16 protein-coding genes are annotated in these 16,996 nt (G+C 59.1%); 5 read left to right on the top strand and 11 right to left on the bottom strand.

The window, feature by feature from the left end:
- Positions 1–206: 206 nt before the first annotated feature.
- Together fabA and fabB are read left to right on the top strand one after the other, a co-directional pair.
- A complete protein-coding gene (gene fabA / locus U367_RS0103645) occupies positions 207–722 on the top strand; it encodes a 3-hydroxyacyl-[acyl-carrier-protein] dehydratase FabA (protein ID WP_010211704.1) in 516 nt (171 codons plus the stop codon).
- Positions 723–733: 11 nt separating this feature from the next.
- Positions 734–1,954 carry a beta-ketoacyl-ACP synthase I gene (gene fabB, locus U367_RS0103640; protein ID WP_016979549.1) on the top strand — a complete coding sequence of 407 codons (1,221 nt, stop codon included), beginning with the start codon at positions 734–736 and terminating at the stop codon, positions 1,952–1,954.
- 170 nt (positions 1,955–2,124) lie between these two features.
- Here fabB and U367_RS1000000132880 read toward each other — a convergent pair whose 3' ends face one another.
- Together U367_RS1000000132880 and U367_RS0103630 are read right to left on the bottom strand one after the other, a co-directional pair.
- Positions 2,125–3,750, bottom strand: coding sequence for a methyl-accepting chemotaxis protein (locus U367_RS1000000132880; RefSeq protein WP_028615724.1), 1,626 nt, complete (start codon positions 3,748–3,750; stop codon positions 2,125–2,127).
- Positions 3,751–3,845: 95 nt separating this feature from the next.
- Positions 3,846–4,868 (bottom strand): amidohydrolase family protein, encoded by a 1,023-nt coding sequence (locus tag U367_RS0103630; protein WP_028615723.1) that lies wholly within the window; start codon positions 4,866–4,868, stop codon positions 3,846–3,848.
- 140 nt (positions 4,869–5,008) lie between these two features.
- Between U367_RS0103630 and U367_RS0103625 the strand changes: the two genes are divergently transcribed.
- Positions 5,009–5,425: an OsmC family protein gene (locus U367_RS0103625; protein ID WP_028615722.1), complete on the top strand. Its 417-nt coding sequence runs from the start codon at positions 5,009–5,011 to the stop codon at positions 5,423–5,425.
- A gap of 64 nt (positions 5,426–5,489) precedes the next feature.
- Positions 5,490–6,356: a pirin family protein gene (locus U367_RS0103620; RefSeq protein ID WP_028615721.1), complete on the top strand. Its 867-nt coding sequence runs from the start codon at positions 5,490–5,492 to the stop codon at positions 6,354–6,356.
- Between the two features lie 98 nt (positions 6,357–6,454).
- Here the strand turns inward: U367_RS0103620 and U367_RS0103615 are convergent, their stop codons facing one another.
- From U367_RS0103615 to U367_RS0103600, 4 genes are all read right to left on the bottom strand, one after another.
- Positions 6,455–7,183 carry a dienelactone hydrolase family protein gene (locus U367_RS0103615; protein WP_028615720.1) on the bottom strand — a complete coding sequence of 243 codons (729 nt, stop codon included), beginning with the start codon at positions 7,181–7,183 and terminating at the stop codon, positions 6,455–6,457.
- A gap of 66 nt (positions 7,184–7,249) precedes the next feature.
- Positions 7,250–9,154, bottom strand: a complete 1,905-nt coding sequence (gene htpG, locus U367_RS0103610) for a molecular chaperone HtpG (RefSeq protein WP_028615719.1) — start codon at positions 9,152–9,154, stop codon at positions 7,250–7,252.
- Positions 9,155–9,243: 89 nt separating this feature from the next.
- Positions 9,244–9,696 (bottom strand): PaaI family thioesterase, encoded by a 453-nt coding sequence (locus tag U367_RS0103605; RefSeq protein ID WP_028615718.1) that lies wholly within the window; start codon positions 9,694–9,696, stop codon positions 9,244–9,246.
- Positions 9,693–10,169, bottom strand: coding sequence for a PaaI family thioesterase (locus tag U367_RS0103600; protein WP_028615717.1), 477 nt, complete (start codon positions 10,167–10,169; stop codon positions 9,693–9,695). The genes U367_RS0103605 and U367_RS0103600 overlap by 4 nt, the downstream gene beginning before the upstream one ends.
- A 156-nt stretch (positions 10,170–10,325) precedes the next feature.
- Between U367_RS0103600 and U367_RS0103595 the strand changes: the two genes are divergently transcribed.
- On the top strand, positions 10,326–10,577 hold the full coding sequence (locus U367_RS0103595) for a hypothetical protein (protein WP_012723095.1): 252 nt from the start codon (positions 10,326–10,328) through the stop codon (positions 10,575–10,577).
- A gap of 90 nt (positions 10,578–10,667) precedes the next feature.
- On the opposite strand, the gene U367_RS0103590 is transcribed toward U367_RS0103595, so the two are convergent.
- The 5 genes from U367_RS0103590 to lpdA all read right to left on the bottom strand — a co-directional run bounded on the left by U367_RS0103590 (position 10,668) and on the right by lpdA (position 16,993).
- Positions 10,668–11,405, bottom strand: a complete 738-nt coding sequence (locus U367_RS0103590; protein ID WP_028615716.1) for a DUF599 domain-containing protein — start codon at positions 11,403–11,405, stop codon at positions 10,668–10,670.
- 208 nt (positions 11,406–11,613) lie between these two features.
- Positions 11,614–12,927, bottom strand: a complete 1,314-nt coding sequence (brnQ, locus tag U367_RS0103585; protein ID WP_028615715.1) for a branched-chain amino acid transport system II carrier protein — start codon at positions 12,925–12,927, stop codon at positions 11,614–11,616.
- A 377-nt stretch (positions 12,928–13,304) separates the two neighbouring features.
- Positions 13,305–14,186, bottom strand: a complete 882-nt coding sequence (gene sucD / locus U367_RS0103580) for a succinate--CoA ligase subunit alpha (RefSeq protein ID WP_003210566.1) — start codon at positions 14,184–14,186, stop codon at positions 13,305–13,307.
- Positions 14,186–15,352, bottom strand: a complete 1,167-nt coding sequence (gene sucC, locus U367_RS0103575) for an ADP-forming succinate--CoA ligase subunit beta (RefSeq protein ID WP_016979559.1) — start codon at positions 15,350–15,352, stop codon at positions 14,186–14,188. Before sucC ends, sucD begins: the two co-directional genes overlap by 1 nt.
- 204 nt (positions 15,353–15,556) lie before the next feature.
- Positions 15,557–16,993, bottom strand: coding sequence for a dihydrolipoyl dehydrogenase (gene lpdA, locus U367_RS0103570; RefSeq protein ID WP_028615714.1), 1,437 nt, complete (start codon positions 16,991–16,993; stop codon positions 15,557–15,559).
- Between the last annotated feature and the right edge of the window lie 3 nt (positions 16,994–16,996).

The following is a 16,996-nucleotide window of genomic DNA, read 5'->3' as shown; positions in this document are numbered from 1 at the left end:
TGCGGCAGTCTTAGGCACCCGAACGGGCCCATAAACAGGCCCGGTTTAAAATTTCAGTGAACAAGTGTACATTCAGTGCCTTGCCGCTGTGACTTTCACTACAACGCAATAGTCTATGTGTAGGCTGCCGACATGAGGCATGAACGCTTCATTCGGTTCGGGAAGATTTACCCTACCCTGCCGCATGGGATTATTGAGGAGCTCGCATGACCAAACAAAACGCCTTTACTCGGGAAGACCTGCTGCGCTGCAGTCGCGGTGAGCTGTTCGGCCCAGGTAACGCGCAACTGCCCGCCCCGAACATGCTGATGGTGGATCGCATCACCCATATCAGCGAAGAGGGTGGCAAGTACGGCAAAGGTGAATTGGTCGCCGAGCTGGATATCACCCCGGACCTGTGGTTCTTCGCCTGCCATTTCGAAGGCGACCCTGTGATGCCAGGCTGCCTGGGCCTTGACGCCATGTGGCAGCTGGTCGGTTTCTTCCTCGGCTGGCAAGGCCTGCCGGGCCGCGGTCGTGCCCTGGGTTCGGGCGAAGTGAAGTTCTTTGGCCAGGTCCTGCCGACCGCCAAGAAAGTCACCTACAACATTCAAATCAAGCGCGTCCTCAAGGGCAAGCTGAACCTGGCCATCGCCGATGGTTCGGTGAGCGTCGACGGTCGCGAGATCTATACTGCCGAAGGCCTTCGGGTCGGCGTATTCACATCCACTGACAACTTTTAAGGGTTATCCGCATGCGCCGCGTCGTTATCACTGGTCTGGGCATTGTTTCTTGCCTGGGCAATGACAAAGAGACCGTCACCGCTAACCTGCGTGCAAGTCGCCCTGGCATCCGCTTCAACCCGGAATATGCCGAAATGGGTCTGCGTAGCCAGGTTTCCGGCTCCATCGACCTGCCCCTCGAAGAGCTGATCGATCGCAAGATCTATCGCTTCGTCGGCCACGCTGCCGCCTACGCCTACCTGGCGATGAAAGACGCAATCGCCGACTCCGGCCTGAGCGAAGACCAGGTCTCGAACGTACGCACCGGCCTGATCGCCGGCTCCGGCGGCGCATCGACCCTGAACCAGATGGAAGCGCTGGACATCCTGCGCGAAAAAGGCGTGAAGCGTGTCGGCCCGTACCGTGTCACGCGGACCATGGGCAGCACTGTGTCGGCCTGCCTGGCCACGCCTTTCCAGATCAAGGGCGTGAACTACTCGATTTCCTCCGCCTGCGCCACCAGTGCACACTGCATCGGTACTGCGGTTGAGCAGATCCAGTTGGGCAAGCAGGACATCGTGTTCGCCGGCGGCGGTGAAGAAGAACATTGGAGCCAATCGTTCCTGTTCGACGCCATGGGCGCACTGTCCACCCAGTACAACGAAACCCCGGAAAAGGCCTCCCGCGCCTACGACGCCAAGCGTGACGGTTTCGTCATCGCCGGCGGTGGCGGCATGGTGGTGGTCGAGGAGCTGGAACACGCTCTGGCCCGTGGTGCCAAGATCTACGCGGAAATCGTCGGCTACGGCGCCACTTCCGACGGCTACGACATGGTTGCCCCAAGCGGTGAAGGCGCCATCCGTTGCATGCAGATGGCCATGTCCACTGTAGATACCCCAATCGACTACCTGAACACCCACGGCACCTCGACTCCGGTCGGCGACGCCAAGGAAATGGAAGGCGTGCGTGCGGTATTCGGCGACAAGGCTCCGGCCATCAGCTCTACCAAGAGCCTGTCCGGTCACTCCTTGGGCGCCGCTGGCGTTCACGAAGCGATCTACTGCCTGCTGATGATGGAAGGCAACTTCATGGCCGGTTCGGCCAACATCGACGAGATTGATCCGGTGGTGGCTGACATGCCGATCCTGACCAAGACCGTTGAGAATGCAAAAATCGACACCGTGATGAGCAACAGCTTCGGCTTTGGTGGCACTAACGCTACCCTGGTGCTGAAACGCTGGCAGGGTCAGTAAGACCTGTAGCTTGATTGCATGAAAAAGCCCCGACTGGTTCGGGGCTTTTTTGTGGGTAATGGATTTGAGACCGAGTCGGCTTCATCACAGGCAAGCCAGCTCCCACATTTGAAACGCATTCCCCTGTGGGAGCTGGCTTGCCTGCGATAGCGCCAACTCGGTACCCGGCCCTACACCGAAAATCGCGCCACCATCGTGTTCAGGTCCACCGCCAAGCGCGACAACTCCTGGCTCGCCGCACTGGTCTGATTCGCCCCGGTCGATGTCTGATGCGCCAGGTCGCGGATGTTGATCAAGTTGCGATCCACCTCCCGCGCCACCGCCGCCTGTTGCTCGGATGCGCTGGCGATCACCAGGTTGCGTTCATTGATCAAGGTGAACGCCGAGGCGATTTCCTCCAATGCCGTGCCCGCCGACTTGGCGATATCCAAGGTCGAGCGTGCTCGCGTATTGCTCTGCTGCATCGAGCTGACCGCCTGATCGGTGCCTTGCTGGATCCCGCTGATCATCTGCTCGATTTCCTGGGTCGACTGCTGGGTGCGATGAGCCAAAGCCCGCACTTCGTCGGCTACTACCGCAAACCCACGCCCAGCATCCCCGGCGCGCGCCGCTTCAATCGCCGCGTTCAACGCCAGCAAGTTGGTCTGCTCGGCAATCGAGCGGATTACGTCCAGCACCTTGCTGATGCCATAAACCTTCTGCGCCAGATCCTCGACCTGCGTCACGTTGTCGGTCACGTCAGTGGCCAGCGCCTCGATCGACACCACAGTCTGATGCACTTGCTCGCGCCCATGCTGGGCAATGCGGTCGGACTCGCGGGACGCCTGGGACGTGGCCACTGCGTTGCTTGCCACCTCCTCCACGGCTGCCGTCATCTGGTTCACCGCCGTGGCGGCCTGCTCGATTTCCTGATTCTGCTGGTGCAAACCACGGGTGGCGTCTTCAGTCACGCAGCTAAGCTCCTCCGAGGCGGACGCCAACTGGTTCGACGACTCGGAGATACGCCGGATGGTATCGCGTAGATTCTCCTGCATACCCTTGAGCGCCTGCTGCAGACGCGCCGGCTCATCATTGCCACTCACATGGATCTCGCCGGTCAGATCGCCACTGGCCACGCCCTGGGCGACTTTCAGAGACTGGGCCAGGGGCAACACGATGCTGCGTGTCAGCCACACTGCCAGGCCGATGGTAATCAGCGCCGTAAGCACGATCATGCCGACCACCCAGCTGCGCGACTGGCTGAACACGCTTTGCGCCAAGCTTGCAGCTTGATTGGCATTGGCTTTGTTGAGGTTGACCAGTTCGTGCAGGGTCGTGGCCATTTCATCGGCGATCTGGTTCATCTCGCCATTGACCACCCTGATCGCGTCTTCCAGCTGGTTGGCCTTCGAAAACCCCATGACCTGCTCCTGGCGTTGCAGGTATTGCTGCTCCTGGGCCTTGAAGCGATCAAACAGCGTGCGTTCCTCGGGCAGCACAATCAGCGCCTCGTAGAGGGTCTGCGCATGATGCAGGCCGCTTTTCAGCTCGCCCAGTTTCTGTTCGTTCTGCGCCAGCGCCTGGGAATCGCGGTTGACCAGCAGGCGCAAGGTCAGCGCCCGAACACGCAGCAAGTCCTGACTCATCTGCCCCACCGCCATCACGCTGGGCAGCCAGTTATTCTCCACCTGGTCCGATTGCTGGCGCATATTGGCCATCTGCAACAGGGCAAAGCCGCCCAGGGCAAATACCATCAACGCCAATAGGCCAAACCCCAAGCCCGCGCGCGGGGCGATATTCAGACTTCTGATACTCATGCCTTGGCTCCTTCCAATTTCGCTGCATCCATTTGCAGCTGGCTCTTGAAAGGTATCGGCCTATTGCTCGTTTTGCGTAAGACGAAAACGCGATATCAACGTGCTACACCATCGCGGGGCGCTTTAGGCAGGATCGCCAAAAAGTTGTCCCGTGCGACTTTGCGAGCGACGTCCTCCGGCAGGGCATCCAGGAACGGGTCGAAGCGGCGCATTTCCTTACCGAGCTTGTTGAACCGCCCTACAACGTCCGAGCCCAGCATAAACCGCTCCGGGAAACGCTCCACCAGCTTGACCCACTCCGGGCGCGGCTGCCCTGCGTCATCCAGCAAATACGGCGTGAGCATGCTCCAGGACAGGTCGATGTACAGGTTGGGGTAAGCCTCCAGCAGGCGGCTCAGGGTCGGCAGCAAAAAGTCCATCTGCACCTGATGGCGGTGGATTTCCTTGCTGGTGCCGGCGTGGGCCCAGATAAAGCGGGTGTGCGGATGGTTGCGCAGCGGCTCTTCCACTTCAGCCAGGTACAGCGGATTGCGCTCACGCTTGGAGGTGATGTTGGAGTGCAGCATCACCGGCAGGTCGTTTTCTGCCGCCAGGTGATAGATGCGGGTCATGGCTTCGTTATTGGCACGCGGGGTGTCGCCTGCGGTGATGGCGGTAAGGTCGTCATGGCGGGTGAAGACCTCACCGATGCCTTGCCACAGCCCTGGGTTGAGGTCGAGCATGCGCTGGATATGGGCGGCCGAGTTCTTGTCGTTGGGGTTGAAGCCGGACAGGAACGGATGAAAATACTGGCGTTGCTCTGGGCTCAGTTTATTGACCGCTGCGGCCACAATCACATCGGTGGCGCTGTACCAGTAGGCATCGGCATCGTCACCGGCGTAGTAGCGCGGCCGCTTGGGTTCATCTTCGTGCCATTTCTTGGCGACCGGGATGCCGGAAATCATCACATGCTCGATGCGGCTGTCAGCCATGGCATTGAGCAGCTTGTCCATGCCCGCGGTTTCCTGGAAGAAATCCACGTAATGCAGGTGCGCGTCGCTGTAGGCATAGTCGCGGGCCTGCGCAGCAAGGCTGCTGGTGGTGAGCAACAGGGCAAGCGTCAGGCGGGTCAACGGCACGATAAAACCTCGATAAGGGCTGATACGGGTAGACCTTGCTCAGGCTGCCAGGGTTCATCCGGCAAAAAACACGGAACACCGAAGTGCCAGCATGCTCTATAACTGCATGACCTTCATCCTGCCACCCTGTGAGGTTTACCATGCCTGTTACCGTGAATACCCTGAACCAGGACAACTTCCGTCATAGCGTCAATATCAATAACCATGAGTTGTTTACCGACCTGCCTAAAAGCCTGGGCGGCGACGATTCGGCGCCCTCCCCCCATGACTACTTCGATGCCGCGCTGGCGTCGTGCAAAGCGCTGACGGTCAAGCTCTACGCGCAGAAGAAAGACATTCCGCTGACCGGCGTGACTGTGGAAGTCACCCACGACGCCACCGAAGAGCAAAAGGGCAAATACAAGCTCAACGTCAAGCTGACGCTCAAGGGCGTGCTCACCGACGAGCAACGCGACGAACTGCACCGTGTGGCAGATCGCTGCCCGGTGCACAAGCTGATGACCACCGCCGACGTCACCATCGAGACAAAGCTGTCGGAAGGCGCCTTCAGCCAATAGCGGCAACATCCTTCCGAGCGGGTTATGCTCAGCAGCATCTAACCCGCTCAGACTGGGACGCACCATGACCACCCTCACCGTGATCCGCCCTCGCCCCGAAGATGTCGAAGGCCAACCGATCCTGCGCCCGCTGCCGTCGCGGGAATGCCGCAGCGTCGGGCCTTTTGTGTTCTTCGACCATATGCTGCTCACTCGTTACGCACCGGGCGATGGCATGAATATCCGCCAGCATCCGCATATCGGGCTGTCGACCCTCACCTATTTGTTTGAAGGTGCGCTGCAGCACAAGGACAGCCTGGGTTCGGATCAGGTGGTGCAGGCCGGTGATGTGAGCTGGATGACGGCCGGCAGCGCGATTGCCCATGTCGAACGCACCCCTGAGCCGCTCAAGGCCAGCGGTTTTAGCCTGCATGGGTTGCAAGTGTGGCTGGCCTCACCCAAGGACCACGAGACCGGGCCGGGACATTACAGCCATCACCCGGCAGCCAGCCTGCCGGTGAGTGACAATCTGGGCGTGCAGATACGCCTGATCGCGGGCGATGGGTTCTGCCTCAAATCGCCGGTGCCGGTGCTGTCGCCCACGCTGTATGCCGAGGTGCAGATGCAAACGGCCACAACCCTGCTGATTCCGGATGAGCATGAGGAACGCGCGGTGTATGTGCTGGAGGGGGAAGCGCAGTTGGACGGCGAGACGCTTGAAGTGCACAGCCTGGTGGTGCTGCCGGCTGGTAAGGAGATGACACTGTTTGCCGAAAGCGATTGCCACCTGGTGGTGTTTGGCGGCGCGCCGCTGGATGGGCCTCGGCGGATCAATTGGAATTTTGTCGCGAGTGATCCAGCGGTGATCGAACAGGCCAGGCAGCGGTGGGCGGCTGGGGATTGGCCGACGGTGCCGGGTGAGTCTGAAAGAATTGAGTTGCCGGTGAGGTAGCATTCGCGAGCAAGCCCGCTCCCACATTTTGACTTGTGAACAGCGTCAAATGCGGGAGCGGGCTTGCTCGCGAAGAGGCCAAAACAGGCGCTGAAAAATCAGCCCTTGAACACTTCTTCCAGCAAGTTATGCATCGACTGGAAAGCCCGTTTGGCCGTCTTCGCGTCGTACATCATCTTGCCCGGCACATTCGCATGCGGGTCGGTGAACGAATGCACCGCGCCGCCGTAGCTCAGCAGTTGCCAATCCACACCGGCCGCGTTCATTTCATCTTCGAACGCCGGCAGTTGCTCTTTAGGGACCAATGGGTCAGAAGCGCCATGCAGCACCAGCACTGAGCCCTTGATGTTCTTCGCATCCGCCGGGTTCGGCGTGTCGAGGGTGCCGTGGAACGAGATGGCAGCCTTGACCGGCGCACCGGTACGCGCCAGCTCCAGGGAGCAGCACCCGCCGAAGCAGAAACCAAAGGTCGCCAGTTTCGAGGTATCAACCGCTGCCTCAGTCTGGCCCTGCAACTGCTCGAAGGCCGCCTGCATACGCTTGTTCAACAACGCACGGTCGTTCTTCAACGGCATCATCGCCGCACCGGCTTCATCGCCATTCGACGGACGCACGGTCTGCCCGTACAAATCGGCAATCAGCACCACATAGCCCTTGCTGGCGACGCTCTTGGCGATCTCTTCGGCACCCGCACTCACTCCCATCCAGTTCGGCGCCATCAGCAGGCCCGGCAGCGGGCCCTTGTGGCTGGCATCGAACGCGAGACGGCTTTCGTAAGATTGGCCATCAATCTGATAGACCACGGAACGTACTGTGACTTGGCTCATCATTTACTCCAGTTGAGGTGCACTAGAACGAAAAAACCCGCCGAAGCGGGTTTTTCTACGTCAGGGTCAAACCGACAGTTCAACCAACAGCTTGTTCAGGCGGCGCACATAGGCGGCCGGGTCTTTCAAGCTGTCGCCAGCGGCCAGGGCCGCTTGGTCGAAGAGGATGTGCGACAGGTCGCCAAACCGCTCTTCGCTTTGCTCGCCGTCGAGTTTCTCGATCAGCGGGTGAGCCGGGTTGAATTCGAAGATCGGCTTGGAATCCGGCACTTTCTGGCCGCTGGCCTCGAGGATCTGGCGCATTTGCATGCCCAAGTCCGCTTCGCCGATGGCCAGGATCGCCGGGGAGTCGGTCAGACGGTGGGAAACCCGCACTTCGCTGACCGCATCGCCCAGGGACGCCTTGATACGCTCAACCAAGCCTTCTTTGGCCTTGGCGACTTCTTCGGCTTCTTTCTTCTCTTCTTCGGAATCCAGGTTACCCAGGTCCAGGTCACCGCGGGCCACGTCGACGAAGGATTTGCCGTCGAACTCGTTGAGGTAGCTCATCAGCCACTCATCGATACGGTCGGTCAGCAGCAGCACTTCGATGCCTTTCTTGCGGAAGACTTCCAGGTGCGGGCTGTTTTTGACCTGAGCGTAGGTTTCGCCGGTCAGGTAGTAGATCTTGTCCTGACCTTCCTTGGCGCGTGCCAGGTATTCGGCCAGGGACACCACTTGCTCGCCGCCTTCTTCGTGAGTCGAAGCAAAACGCAGCAAGCCAGCGATTTTTTCTTTGTTGGCAAAATCTTCCGCCGGGCCTTCTTTCATGACCTGGCCGAAGTTTTTCCAGAAGCCTTTGTATTGCTCAGGCTCGTTCTTCGCCAGTTTTTCCAGCATGTCGAGTACACGCTTGGTCAGCGCCGACTTCATGGAGTCGATGATCGGGTCTTTCTGCAGGATTTCCCGCGACACGTTCAGAGACAAATCGTTGGAGTCGACCACACCTTTGATGAAGCGCAGGTACAACGGCAGGAAGGACTCCGCCTGGTCCATCACGAAGACGCGCTGTACGTACAGCTTCAGGCCTTTCGGCGCTTCACGCTGGTACAGGTCGAACGGGGCACGGGCCGGTACGTAGAGCAGCGAGCTGTATTCCAGCTTGCCTTCGACCTTGTTGTGGCTCCAGCTCAGCGGGTTTTCGTAGTCGTGACCGATGTGCTTGTAGAACTCCTGGTATTCCTCGTCCTTGATCTCGGTACGCGGACGGGTCCACAGCGCGCTGGCGCGGTTGACCACTTCCCATTCCTGGGCAGGTGCCTCTTCGCCTTCGGCGGCCGCTTGTTCTTTCGGCAGCTCGATCGGCAAAGCGATGTGGTCGGAGTACTTCTTGACGATGTTGCGCAGGCGCCAGCCATCGGCGAATTCGTCTTCACCGGATTTCAGGTGCAGGACGATGCGGGTACCACGGTCGGCCTTGTCGATAGTGGCGATTTCGAACTCGCCCTCGCCTTTGGACGACCAATGCACGCCTTCGCTGGCGTCGAGGCCGGCACGGCGGCTGAACACTTCCACTTGGTCGGCGACGATGAAGGCCGAGTAGAAGCCCACGCCGAACTGGCCGATCAGGTGCGAATCCTTCTTCTGGTCGCCCGACAGGTTCTTCATGAAGTCGGCAGTACCGGATTTGGCGATGGTCCCCAGGTGGGTGATCGCATCTTCGCGGCTCATGCCGATACCGTTGTCTTCGATCGTGACGGTCTTGGCGTCCTTGTCGAAGCTCACACGGATTTTCAGTTCGGCGCCACCTTCCAGCAACTCAGGCTTGGACAGGGCTTCGAAACGTAATTTGTCGACAGCGTCAGAGGCGTTCGAGATCAATTCGCGAAGGAAAATTTCCTTGTTGGAATACAGCGAATGGATCATGAGGTGCAGCAGTTGCTTCACCTCGGTCTGGAAGCCCAGGGTTTCCTTTTGAGTTTCCACACTCATGGTCATCAAACTCCAATTGGATGGCAGTGGCCGCGCCCTTGAGGGTTGGCGGCGGGTTGTCATCAAAGTTGGGGGCTAAGACCAGGATTTCAAGGGCGGCTCTGTTCCTCGATCTTGAAATGCGCGCGGGCGGTGGCGATAGGTTCTGCGGCCGTGCTCTGCCAGGCGGTGATAGCCACGTTCGCCACCCGTCGACCCTGGCGCCACACCTGGCATTTGGCATAGGTGTCGCGAAACTGCCCGGCGCGCAGGTAATCCAGGGAAAAGTCGATGATTTTCGGGATGCCCGGCGCGCCCGTGAACACCAGCAGGTACAGCGCCGCCGACAGCTCCATGAAGCCCGCAATCACGCCGCCGTGCAGCGCCGGCAATATGGGGTTACCAATATTGTCCTTGTTGGCCGGCAGGCGGAACAGCAATTCATCCCCCAGTCGCGTGCATTCAATGCCGATGAGCTTGGCGTAAGGAATGAGGTTGAGCAGCGCCTCGTAATCACCGCGCTCATGGGCCTGTTCCAGGCGGGTCTTGAATCGGTGCGTCATGCCTGTTCTCCCTTTATCGCGCTGCCCAATCCTTGTGTGCCCCTGAGGCGTTTGCCCATGCGCATGAACGTGCCCACCACATGGGCGATGGGTTGCTGGGGGTCATCCTGGAAGGCAAAGCCGCGGGTGAAGATGACGTCGGTGGTCACCCGGTAGCATTGGGCGAAGCCATACACGGGTTTGTGGGGCGCAGCGGGATGCATGTAGTCAACGCGCAAGTCGAGGGTCGGGCACACTTCGAATTCCGGCAGCACACACAGGGTGGCCATGCCGCAGGCGGTGTCCATCAGAGAAGTCAGCGCGCCGCCATGGATCACCCCCGACTGGGGATCACCCACTAAATGCGTGGCGTAGGGCATGATCAAGGTGATGCCCTCCTCGCTGGCCTGATGAGCGGTAATGCCCAGCACCTGACAATGGCGCAAGGCCGAAACAAAGCGCGTCGCGCGCTCTAACAGGGGATTTTCGGTCATTCGTTCCAGACTCTTATTAGTGTTGATTCGCGGAAGGGGTGGGTGGGCAAAAGTTCCGGTTAGTCAGCGATTTATATATCTATGGAATAAAAGGAACTAATGCCGAACCGCCATGCTCGAAAGGCCAGTAGATATCTTCAATAAGGAGAAACACCCATGCGCAAGACTTTAGCTATTTCCATGATGCTCGCCGCTGCCCTCGGTCTCGCTGCCTGCGACAAGAAATCCGAAGACAAAGCCCAAGACGCCGCCGCGCACTCTGAGCAAGCTCAGAAAGATATGGCGAAGGCTCAGGATAAAGTGAACGACGCTGCGAAAGAAAACGCCGATGCTGCCAAAGCTCAGGCTGAATCGAACGCAGCCGCCGCAAAAGAAGCAGCACCTGCTACCCCAGCCACCGGTTCTTGAGACCGCGGCTTGAAATAGCCTGGCTGCAAAAAGAAAGCCCGCTTAGATAGCGGGCTTTACTTTGTCTGGGTTTCTATTTGTAGGCCGTAGTTAGCCCACTTCTTTAGCCGGTTCCGGCGGCGGCGCGTCCGTTTGCGTATACACCATCACTTGCAGCACGTCGGAATGAAACTCCCGACGGTACAGCACCAACACCACCCCGCTGCTCATCAACATGAACAACCAGGGGCTGACAAACCACGCCAGCATCGTCATGCCGAAGTAATAAGCGCGCAGGCCGAAGTTGAACTGGTTAGCGGCCATGGAGATCACCCGCGCCGCGCGCAGGGCAAACGCATTGCGCTCCTGTTCCGACACATGCCGCTCACCGATCATCGGCGCCGAACCCACCAGCACCGCCGCGAAGTTGTACTGGCGCATGCACCAGCTGAATGTGAAGAACGCGTAGACGAACACCAGCGCCAGGCACAACAACTTGATCTCCGACATGCCCTGGGACGCCTGCTGCACCATGGGGATATCCGCCAGCAACGACACCGCGCGCTCCGAGGCCCCGAGCACGGTGAGAATACCGGCGAGGATGATCAGGGTACTGGAGGCAAAGAACGAGGCGTTGCGCTCGAGGTTGCCGATCACACTGGCGTCGGCGATGCGGTTGTCGCGCAGCAGCATGCGGCGCATCCAGTCCTCGCGATACAGATGCAGCACGCTGGCCAGGCAGGCCGTGTCGCGGGCTTTCCAGGTGGCATAGCGGGTGTAGCCGCCCCAGCACAGGACGAACCAGAGGGCGGCAAGCAGGTGGATTTGATTGGTTTCGATAAACGACATGCGGGTCCTATTAAGCGGCGATTTGGCAAACACGAGCGATCGTAGGAGCTGGCTTGCCGGCGATGGCAGCATATCAATCACAGAATACGTTGGCTGACACACCGCTATCGCTGGCAAGCCAGCTCCTACAGGATCGTGTTCTATAAGCATAAAAAATGCCCCGTATCGATTGATACGAGGCATTTCCTTGTAACGTAAACCCGCTTGTTTAAGCGATAGCTTCGCTACGCTTGCCGAGCATACGATCAACCACAAACGCCACAGCCAGTGTCATCACCGACGGCACCAGCCACGCCAGGCCCTGCTCGCTCAGCGGCAGGTTGGCCAATTGCGCAGGCATCCAATCCGCGAGGCCAGCGCCCTTGAGCGCATCAATGCAACCAAAGATGAACGACACCAGCATCACCGGACCGACGATGCGCCCCTGCTCCAGCCAGAAGTCTTTGCAGAAGCTCAACGCCACCAGCACGATGCACGGCGGGTAGATCGCCGTGAGTACCGGGATCGAGAACGCGATCAGCTTGGTCAGGCCCAGGTTGGACACGAACAGCGAGAACAGCGCCAGGATCACCACCAGCGTCTTGTAGGACAGCGGCAGGATACGGCTGAAGTACTCGGCGCAGGCGCAGGTCAGGCCTACGGCGGTGACCAGGCATGCCAGGGAGATCAGCACGGCCAGGAAGCCGCTGCCCAGGGAACCGAAGGTGTGTTGCACATAAGCGTGCAGCACCGCCGCGCCGTTGCTTGCACCGGCGGCAACCGCGTGGCTGCCCGAGCCGAGGCGGAACAGGCTGATGTACACCAGGGCCAAGCCCACACCGGCGATCAGGCCGGCAATGATCGCGTAGCGGGTGATCAGCTTCGGCGACTCAACACCACGGGACCGGATCGCATTGACGATCACGATGCCAAACACCAGTGCCCCCAGAGTATCCATGGTCAGGTAACCATTGATGAAACCTTGGGAGAACGGCGCAGCCACGTATTCCGGGGTGGCGACACCCACTTCACCGGCCGGCAGGGCAAAGGCGGCGATACCGAGGATGGCCAGCGCAATGATCTTCAGCGGTGCGAGGAAGCGCCCCACAGTGTCCAGCAGTCGTCCTGGGTACAGGGAGACAAAGAACACCACCAGGAAATACACCGAACTGTAGAGGAACAACGCCAGCGGGCTTTCGCCGGTCAACGGCGCCAGGCCCACTTCAAAGGACACGGTGGCGGTACGCGGGGTGGCGAACAGCGGCCCTACCGCCAGATACGCCGCCGCCGCCAGCAGGCCACCGGCGATCTTGCCGATCGGGCTGCTCAACGCGTCCATACCGCCGCCGACCTTGGCCAGGGCGATCACGGTGACCACCGGCAGGCCGACGGCCGTGATCAGAAAGCCCAGCGCTGCCATCCAGACGTGAGGTCCGGACTGCAAACCAACGATAGGCGGGAAGATGATGTTGCCGGCGCCCACGAACAGGGCAAACGTCATAAAGCCCAACGCCAGGATATCCTGGCTTTTCAACACTTTCATTTCGGGAAATACCACACTACTGAATCGGAATTTAGAGAGGGATTCCCTATGGATGAGGGAAATACTGCCGGCCCTTATGGGAGCCGACCGGTCTAGCGCGGGGCTTCCTTTTGGGATGCGCACGCATAAAGAGGCGGCTAGGGTACAGAAATTGGCTGACGAACGCACTGTTGCGGGGCGGACTGTCCGATAAGCGACATCTCTATGTCGCGTTTTCATACTTAATCTGGCAATGCAGATAAGTTACACAGCCATGCCATACAAAAAACTGTAGGAGCCTGCTTGCCGGCTCCTACAGAAAATGTGGTTACTTAGAAAGCACAAAGGCCACCCGAAGGTGGCCTTTGTGTTGGTGAAGCGTCAGTTAAGCGCGAGGCTTACTTGACAGCCCAACCGGTCAGCTCGGACAAAGCCTTGCCGATGTCTGCCAGCGAACGCACGGTTTTAACGCCTGCGTCTTCCAGGGCAGCAAACTTCTCGTCTGCAGTGCCCTTGCCGCCAGAGATGATTGCGCCAGCATGGCCCATGCGCTTGCCAGCAGGGGCAGTCACACCAGCGATGTAGGAAACAACCGGCTTGGTCACGTGTGCCTTGATGTAGGCAGCCGCTTCTTCTTCAGCCGAACCGCCGATCTCACCGATCATTACGATCGCTTCGGTCTTCGGGTCTTCCTGGAACAGTTTCAGGATGTCGATGAAGTTCGAGCCTGGGATCGGGTCACCGCCGATGCCGACGCAAGTCGACTGACCGAAACCGGCGTCAGTGGTCTGCTTCACAGCTTCGTAGGTCAGGGTGCCGGAACGGGAAACGATACCGACCTTGCCTGGCAAGTGAATGTGACCTGGCATGATGCCGATCTTGCATTCGCCTGGAGTGATCACGCCTGGGCAGTTAGGGCCGATCAGGACTACGCCCAGCTCGTCGCACTTAACTTTAGCGTCCAGCATGTCCAGGGTAGGAATGCCTTCGGTGATGCAGACGATCAGCTTGATGCCGCCGAATGCTGCTTCCAGGATCGAGTCCTTGCAGAAAGGAGCTGGAACGTAGATCACGCTGGCGGTGGCGCCAGTGGCAGCTACAGCGTCTTTCACGGTGTTGAACACTGGCAGACCCAGGTGCTCGGTGCCGCCCTTACCAGGTGTTACGCCGCCAACCATCTTGGTGCCGTATTCGATGGCTTGCTGGGTGTGGAAACTACCTTGCGAACCGGTAATACCCTGGCAGATAACTTTGGTGTCTTTATTGATCAGGACGCTCATTATTTGCCCTCCGCAGCTTTGACAACTTGTTGAGCAGCGTCGGTCAGGCTGGTAGCCGCGATGATGTTCAAACCGCTTTCTGCCAGTACTTTAGCGCCCAGTTCAGCGTTGTTACCTTCAAGGCGAACAACAACCGGGATTTTAACGCCGACTTCTTTCACTGCACCGATGATGCCTTCGGCAATCATGTCGCAACGAACGATGCCGCCGAAGATGTTGACCAGTACTGCAGCGACGTTGGAGTCGGACAGGATGATCTTGAAAGCTTCGGTTACGCGTTCTTTGGTAGCACCACCGCCCACGTCGAGGAAGTTGGCTGGTTTGCCGCCATGCAGGTTGACGATGTCCATGGTACCCATGGCCAGGCCAGCACCGTTGACCATGCAGCCGATGTTACCTTCCAGGGCTACGTAGTTCAGTTCGAACTTGGCAGCGTGCGCTTCGCGCGGATCGTCTTGCGACGGATCGTGGAAAGTCTTCAGCTTAGGCTGACGGTACATGGCGTTGGCGTCGATGTTGATCTTGGCGTCCAGGCAGTGCAGATCGCCGTCAGCCTTGATCACCAGCGGGTTCACTTCCAGCAGGGCCAGATCGTGATCCTGGAACAGCTTGGCCAGACCGACGAAGATCTTGGCGAACTGGGCAACTTGCTTGCCTTCCAGGCCCAGCTGGAAAGCCAGCTCGCGACCCTGGAATGGCTGAGCGCCAACCAGTGGATCGATAGTAGCTTTCAGAATTTTTTCTGGGGTTTCTTCGGCGATCTTCTCAATGTCCACGCCACCTTCGGTGGAAGCCATGAACACGATGCGACGGCTCGAACGGTCAACGACAGCGCCCAGGTACAGCTCTTTAGCGATATCAGTGCACGATTCAACCAGGATCTTGGTGACTGGCTGGCCATTGGCATCAGTCTGGTAAGTCACCAGACGCTTGCCCAGCCACTGCTGTGCGAAGGCCTTGGCGTCTTCTTTGCTGCGAACCAGCTTAACGCCGCCCGCTTTACCGCGACCACCGGCGTGGACCTGGGCTTTGACAACCCACTCGCTGCCGCCGATTTTGTCGCAAGCTTCTGCTGCTGCTTCCGGGGTGTCTACTGCGTAGCCCTTGGAAACTGGCAGGCCGTATTCAGCGAACAGCTGCTTACCCTGATACTCGTGAAGATTCATGCTTTTTACCGTCTTCGTTAGGTACTGCGCATTCGGCGCTGCGCTCATTATGAGTGCCGCGCCACCTGTGACTGCTGCTTGCGCAACTTGCGGGGCTCAAGGCCCGTAAAGCTGCGCAAGACTGCGTCCAGCGGATATTCCGCGGTGAGTCTTGCGCGCAAGGCTCACGACGGGCAACTCCGCCGTGGTTTCTTATTATCTCGCTTAGCGCTTCTTCTTGTTGGCGATGTGGATGGCGCCGCCATTCACTGCCAACGCGGCTTCATGCAGCGCTTCGGACAGGGTCGGATGGGAGAAGACCATCATGCCCAGATCCTCGGCACTGGTGCCGAATTCCATACCGATCGCGCCTTGCTGAACCAGTTCTGCAGCGCTTGGGCCAATCACGTGGACGCCCAATACGCGGTCAGTCTTGGCATCAGCGATGACCTTGACAAAACCACCGGTGTCGTTGGCTGCCATGGCACGGCCAGAAGCGGCGAACGGGAAGGTGCCGACGTTAACTTCAACGCCTTCAGCTTTCAACTGCTGTTCGTTCTTGCCGACCCATGCAATTTCCGGGTGGGTGTAGATAACCGATGGGATCAGGTCGTAGTTCATCTGGGTCTTGTGGCCCTTGATGCGCTCGACAACCATGATGCCTTCTTCGGAAGCCTTGTGCGCCAGCATCATGCCACGCACCACGTCGCCGATGGCGTAGACGCCAGGCACGGTGGTCGCGCAGTGATCGTCAACGTGCACATAACCGCGCTCGTCGAGGGTCACGCCGCTGTCAGCTGCCAGCAGGTCGGTGGTCACTGGACGGCGACCCACGGCTACGATCAGCTTGTCGAAAGTGATGGTTTTTTCACCATCCTTGTCGGTGTAGTTGACGACAACTTCTTCACCGTTGACTTTCGAGCCGGTCACGCGAGCGCCCAGCTTGATGTCCAGACCTTGTTTGGTCAGGGTTTTCAGCGCTTCTTTGGACACAGCGGTGTCGGCAGCCAGCAGGAACGTGTCCAGGGCTTCCAGCACGGTGACTTCGGAACCCAGGCGGGACCATACCGAACCCAGCTCCAGGCCGATTACGCCAGCGCCGATCACGCCCAGGCGCTTAGGCACTGCTTGGAATTCCAGGGCGCCAGTCGAATCAACGATCACGTTCTGGTCAACTGGAGCAGGCGGGATGTCGATTGGACGCGAACCAGGGGCCAGGATCACGTTCTCGGCTTCGATGATTTCGGTCGAGCCGTCTGGCTTGGTGATTTCAACTTTCTTGCCAGCCAGCAGCTTGCCGTGGCCTTGCAGGGAAGTCACGCCGTTGGCCTTGAACAAGGTGGCAACGCCGGAAGTCAGGCCTTTAACGATGTTGGCTTTACGGCCGACCATTGCTGGCACGTCCATGGTCACGCCAGCATGGTTGATGCCGTGGATCGCGAAGCCGTCTTGGGCTTCGTGGAATTTCCAGGAGCTGTCCAGCAGCGCCTTGGAAGGAATGCAACCGACGTTCAGGCAAGTACCGCCCAGTGCCAGTTTGCCTTCCTTGTCGGTGTATTTTTCGATGCAAGCAGTCGAGAGGCCCAGTTGTGCGGCCTTGATGGCAGCAACGTAGCCGCCAGGACCTGCACCAATCACTACGACGTCAAATTTCTGTGTCATGAA

Origin of the sequence: Pseudomonas canadensis (assembly GCF_000503215.1) — a bacterium.
GTDB lineage: Bacteria > Pseudomonadota > Gammaproteobacteria > Pseudomonadales > Pseudomonadaceae > Aquipseudomonas > Aquipseudomonas canadensis.
Note: the sequence above shows the minus strand (reverse complement) of the source record. Positions and strands in the feature narration are given on the sequence as shown.

Bases quoted from the DNA above. Each gene is read 5' to 3' on its own strand.
- sucC (WP_016979559.1), bottom strand. From the start codon at position 15,352: ATGAATCTTCACGAGTATCAGGGTAAGCAGCTGTTCGCTGAATACGGC.
- U367_RS0103605 (WP_028615718.1), bottom strand. From the start codon at position 9,696: ATGACGCACCGATTCAAGACCCGCCTGGAACAGGCCCATGAGCGCGGT.
- U367_RS0103590 (WP_028615716.1), bottom strand. From the start codon at position 11,405: ATGTCGTTTATCGAAACCAATCAAATCCACCTGCTTGCCGCCCTCTGG.
- U367_RS0103625 (WP_028615722.1), top strand. From the start codon at position 5,009: ATGCCTGTTACCGTGAATACCCTGAACCAGGACAACTTCCGTCATAGC.
- U367_RS1000000132880 (WP_028615724.1), bottom strand. From the start codon at position 3,750: ATGAGTATCAGAAGTCTGAATATCGCCCCGCGCGCGGGCTTGGGGTTT.
- brnQ (WP_028615715.1), bottom strand. From the start codon at position 12,927: ATGAAAGTGTTGAAAAGCCAGGATATCCTGGCGTTGGGCTTTATGACG.
- U367_RS0103595 (WP_012723095.1), top strand. From the start codon at position 10,326: ATGCGCAAGACTTTAGCTATTTCCATGATGCTCGCCGCTGCCCTCGGT.
- htpG (WP_028615719.1), bottom strand. From the start codon at position 9,154: ATGAGTGTGGAAACTCAAAAGGAAACCCTGGGCTTCCAGACCGAGGTG.
- lpdA (WP_028615714.1), bottom strand. From the start codon at position 16,993: ATGACACAGAAATTTGACGTCGTAGTGATTGGTGCAGGTCCTGGCGGC.
- fabA (WP_010211704.1), top strand. From the start codon at position 207: ATGACCAAACAAAACGCCTTTACTCGGGAAGACCTGCTGCGCTGCAGT.
- fabB (WP_016979549.1), top strand. From the start codon at position 734: ATGCGCCGCGTCGTTATCACTGGTCTGGGCATTGTTTCTTGCCTGGGC.
- U367_RS0103600 (WP_028615717.1), bottom strand. From the start codon at position 10,169: ATGACCGAAAATCCCCTGTTAGAGCGCGCGACGCGCTTTGTTTCGGCC.
- U367_RS0103620 (WP_028615721.1), top strand. From the start codon at position 5,490: ATGACCACCCTCACCGTGATCCGCCCTCGCCCCGAAGATGTCGAAGGC.
- sucD (WP_003210566.1), bottom strand. From the start codon at position 14,186: ATGAGCGTCCTGATCAATAAAGACACCAAAGTTATCTGCCAGGGTATT.
- U367_RS0103615 (WP_028615720.1), bottom strand. From the start codon at position 7,183: ATGAGCCAAGTCACAGTACGTTCCGTGGTCTATCAGATTGATGGCCAA.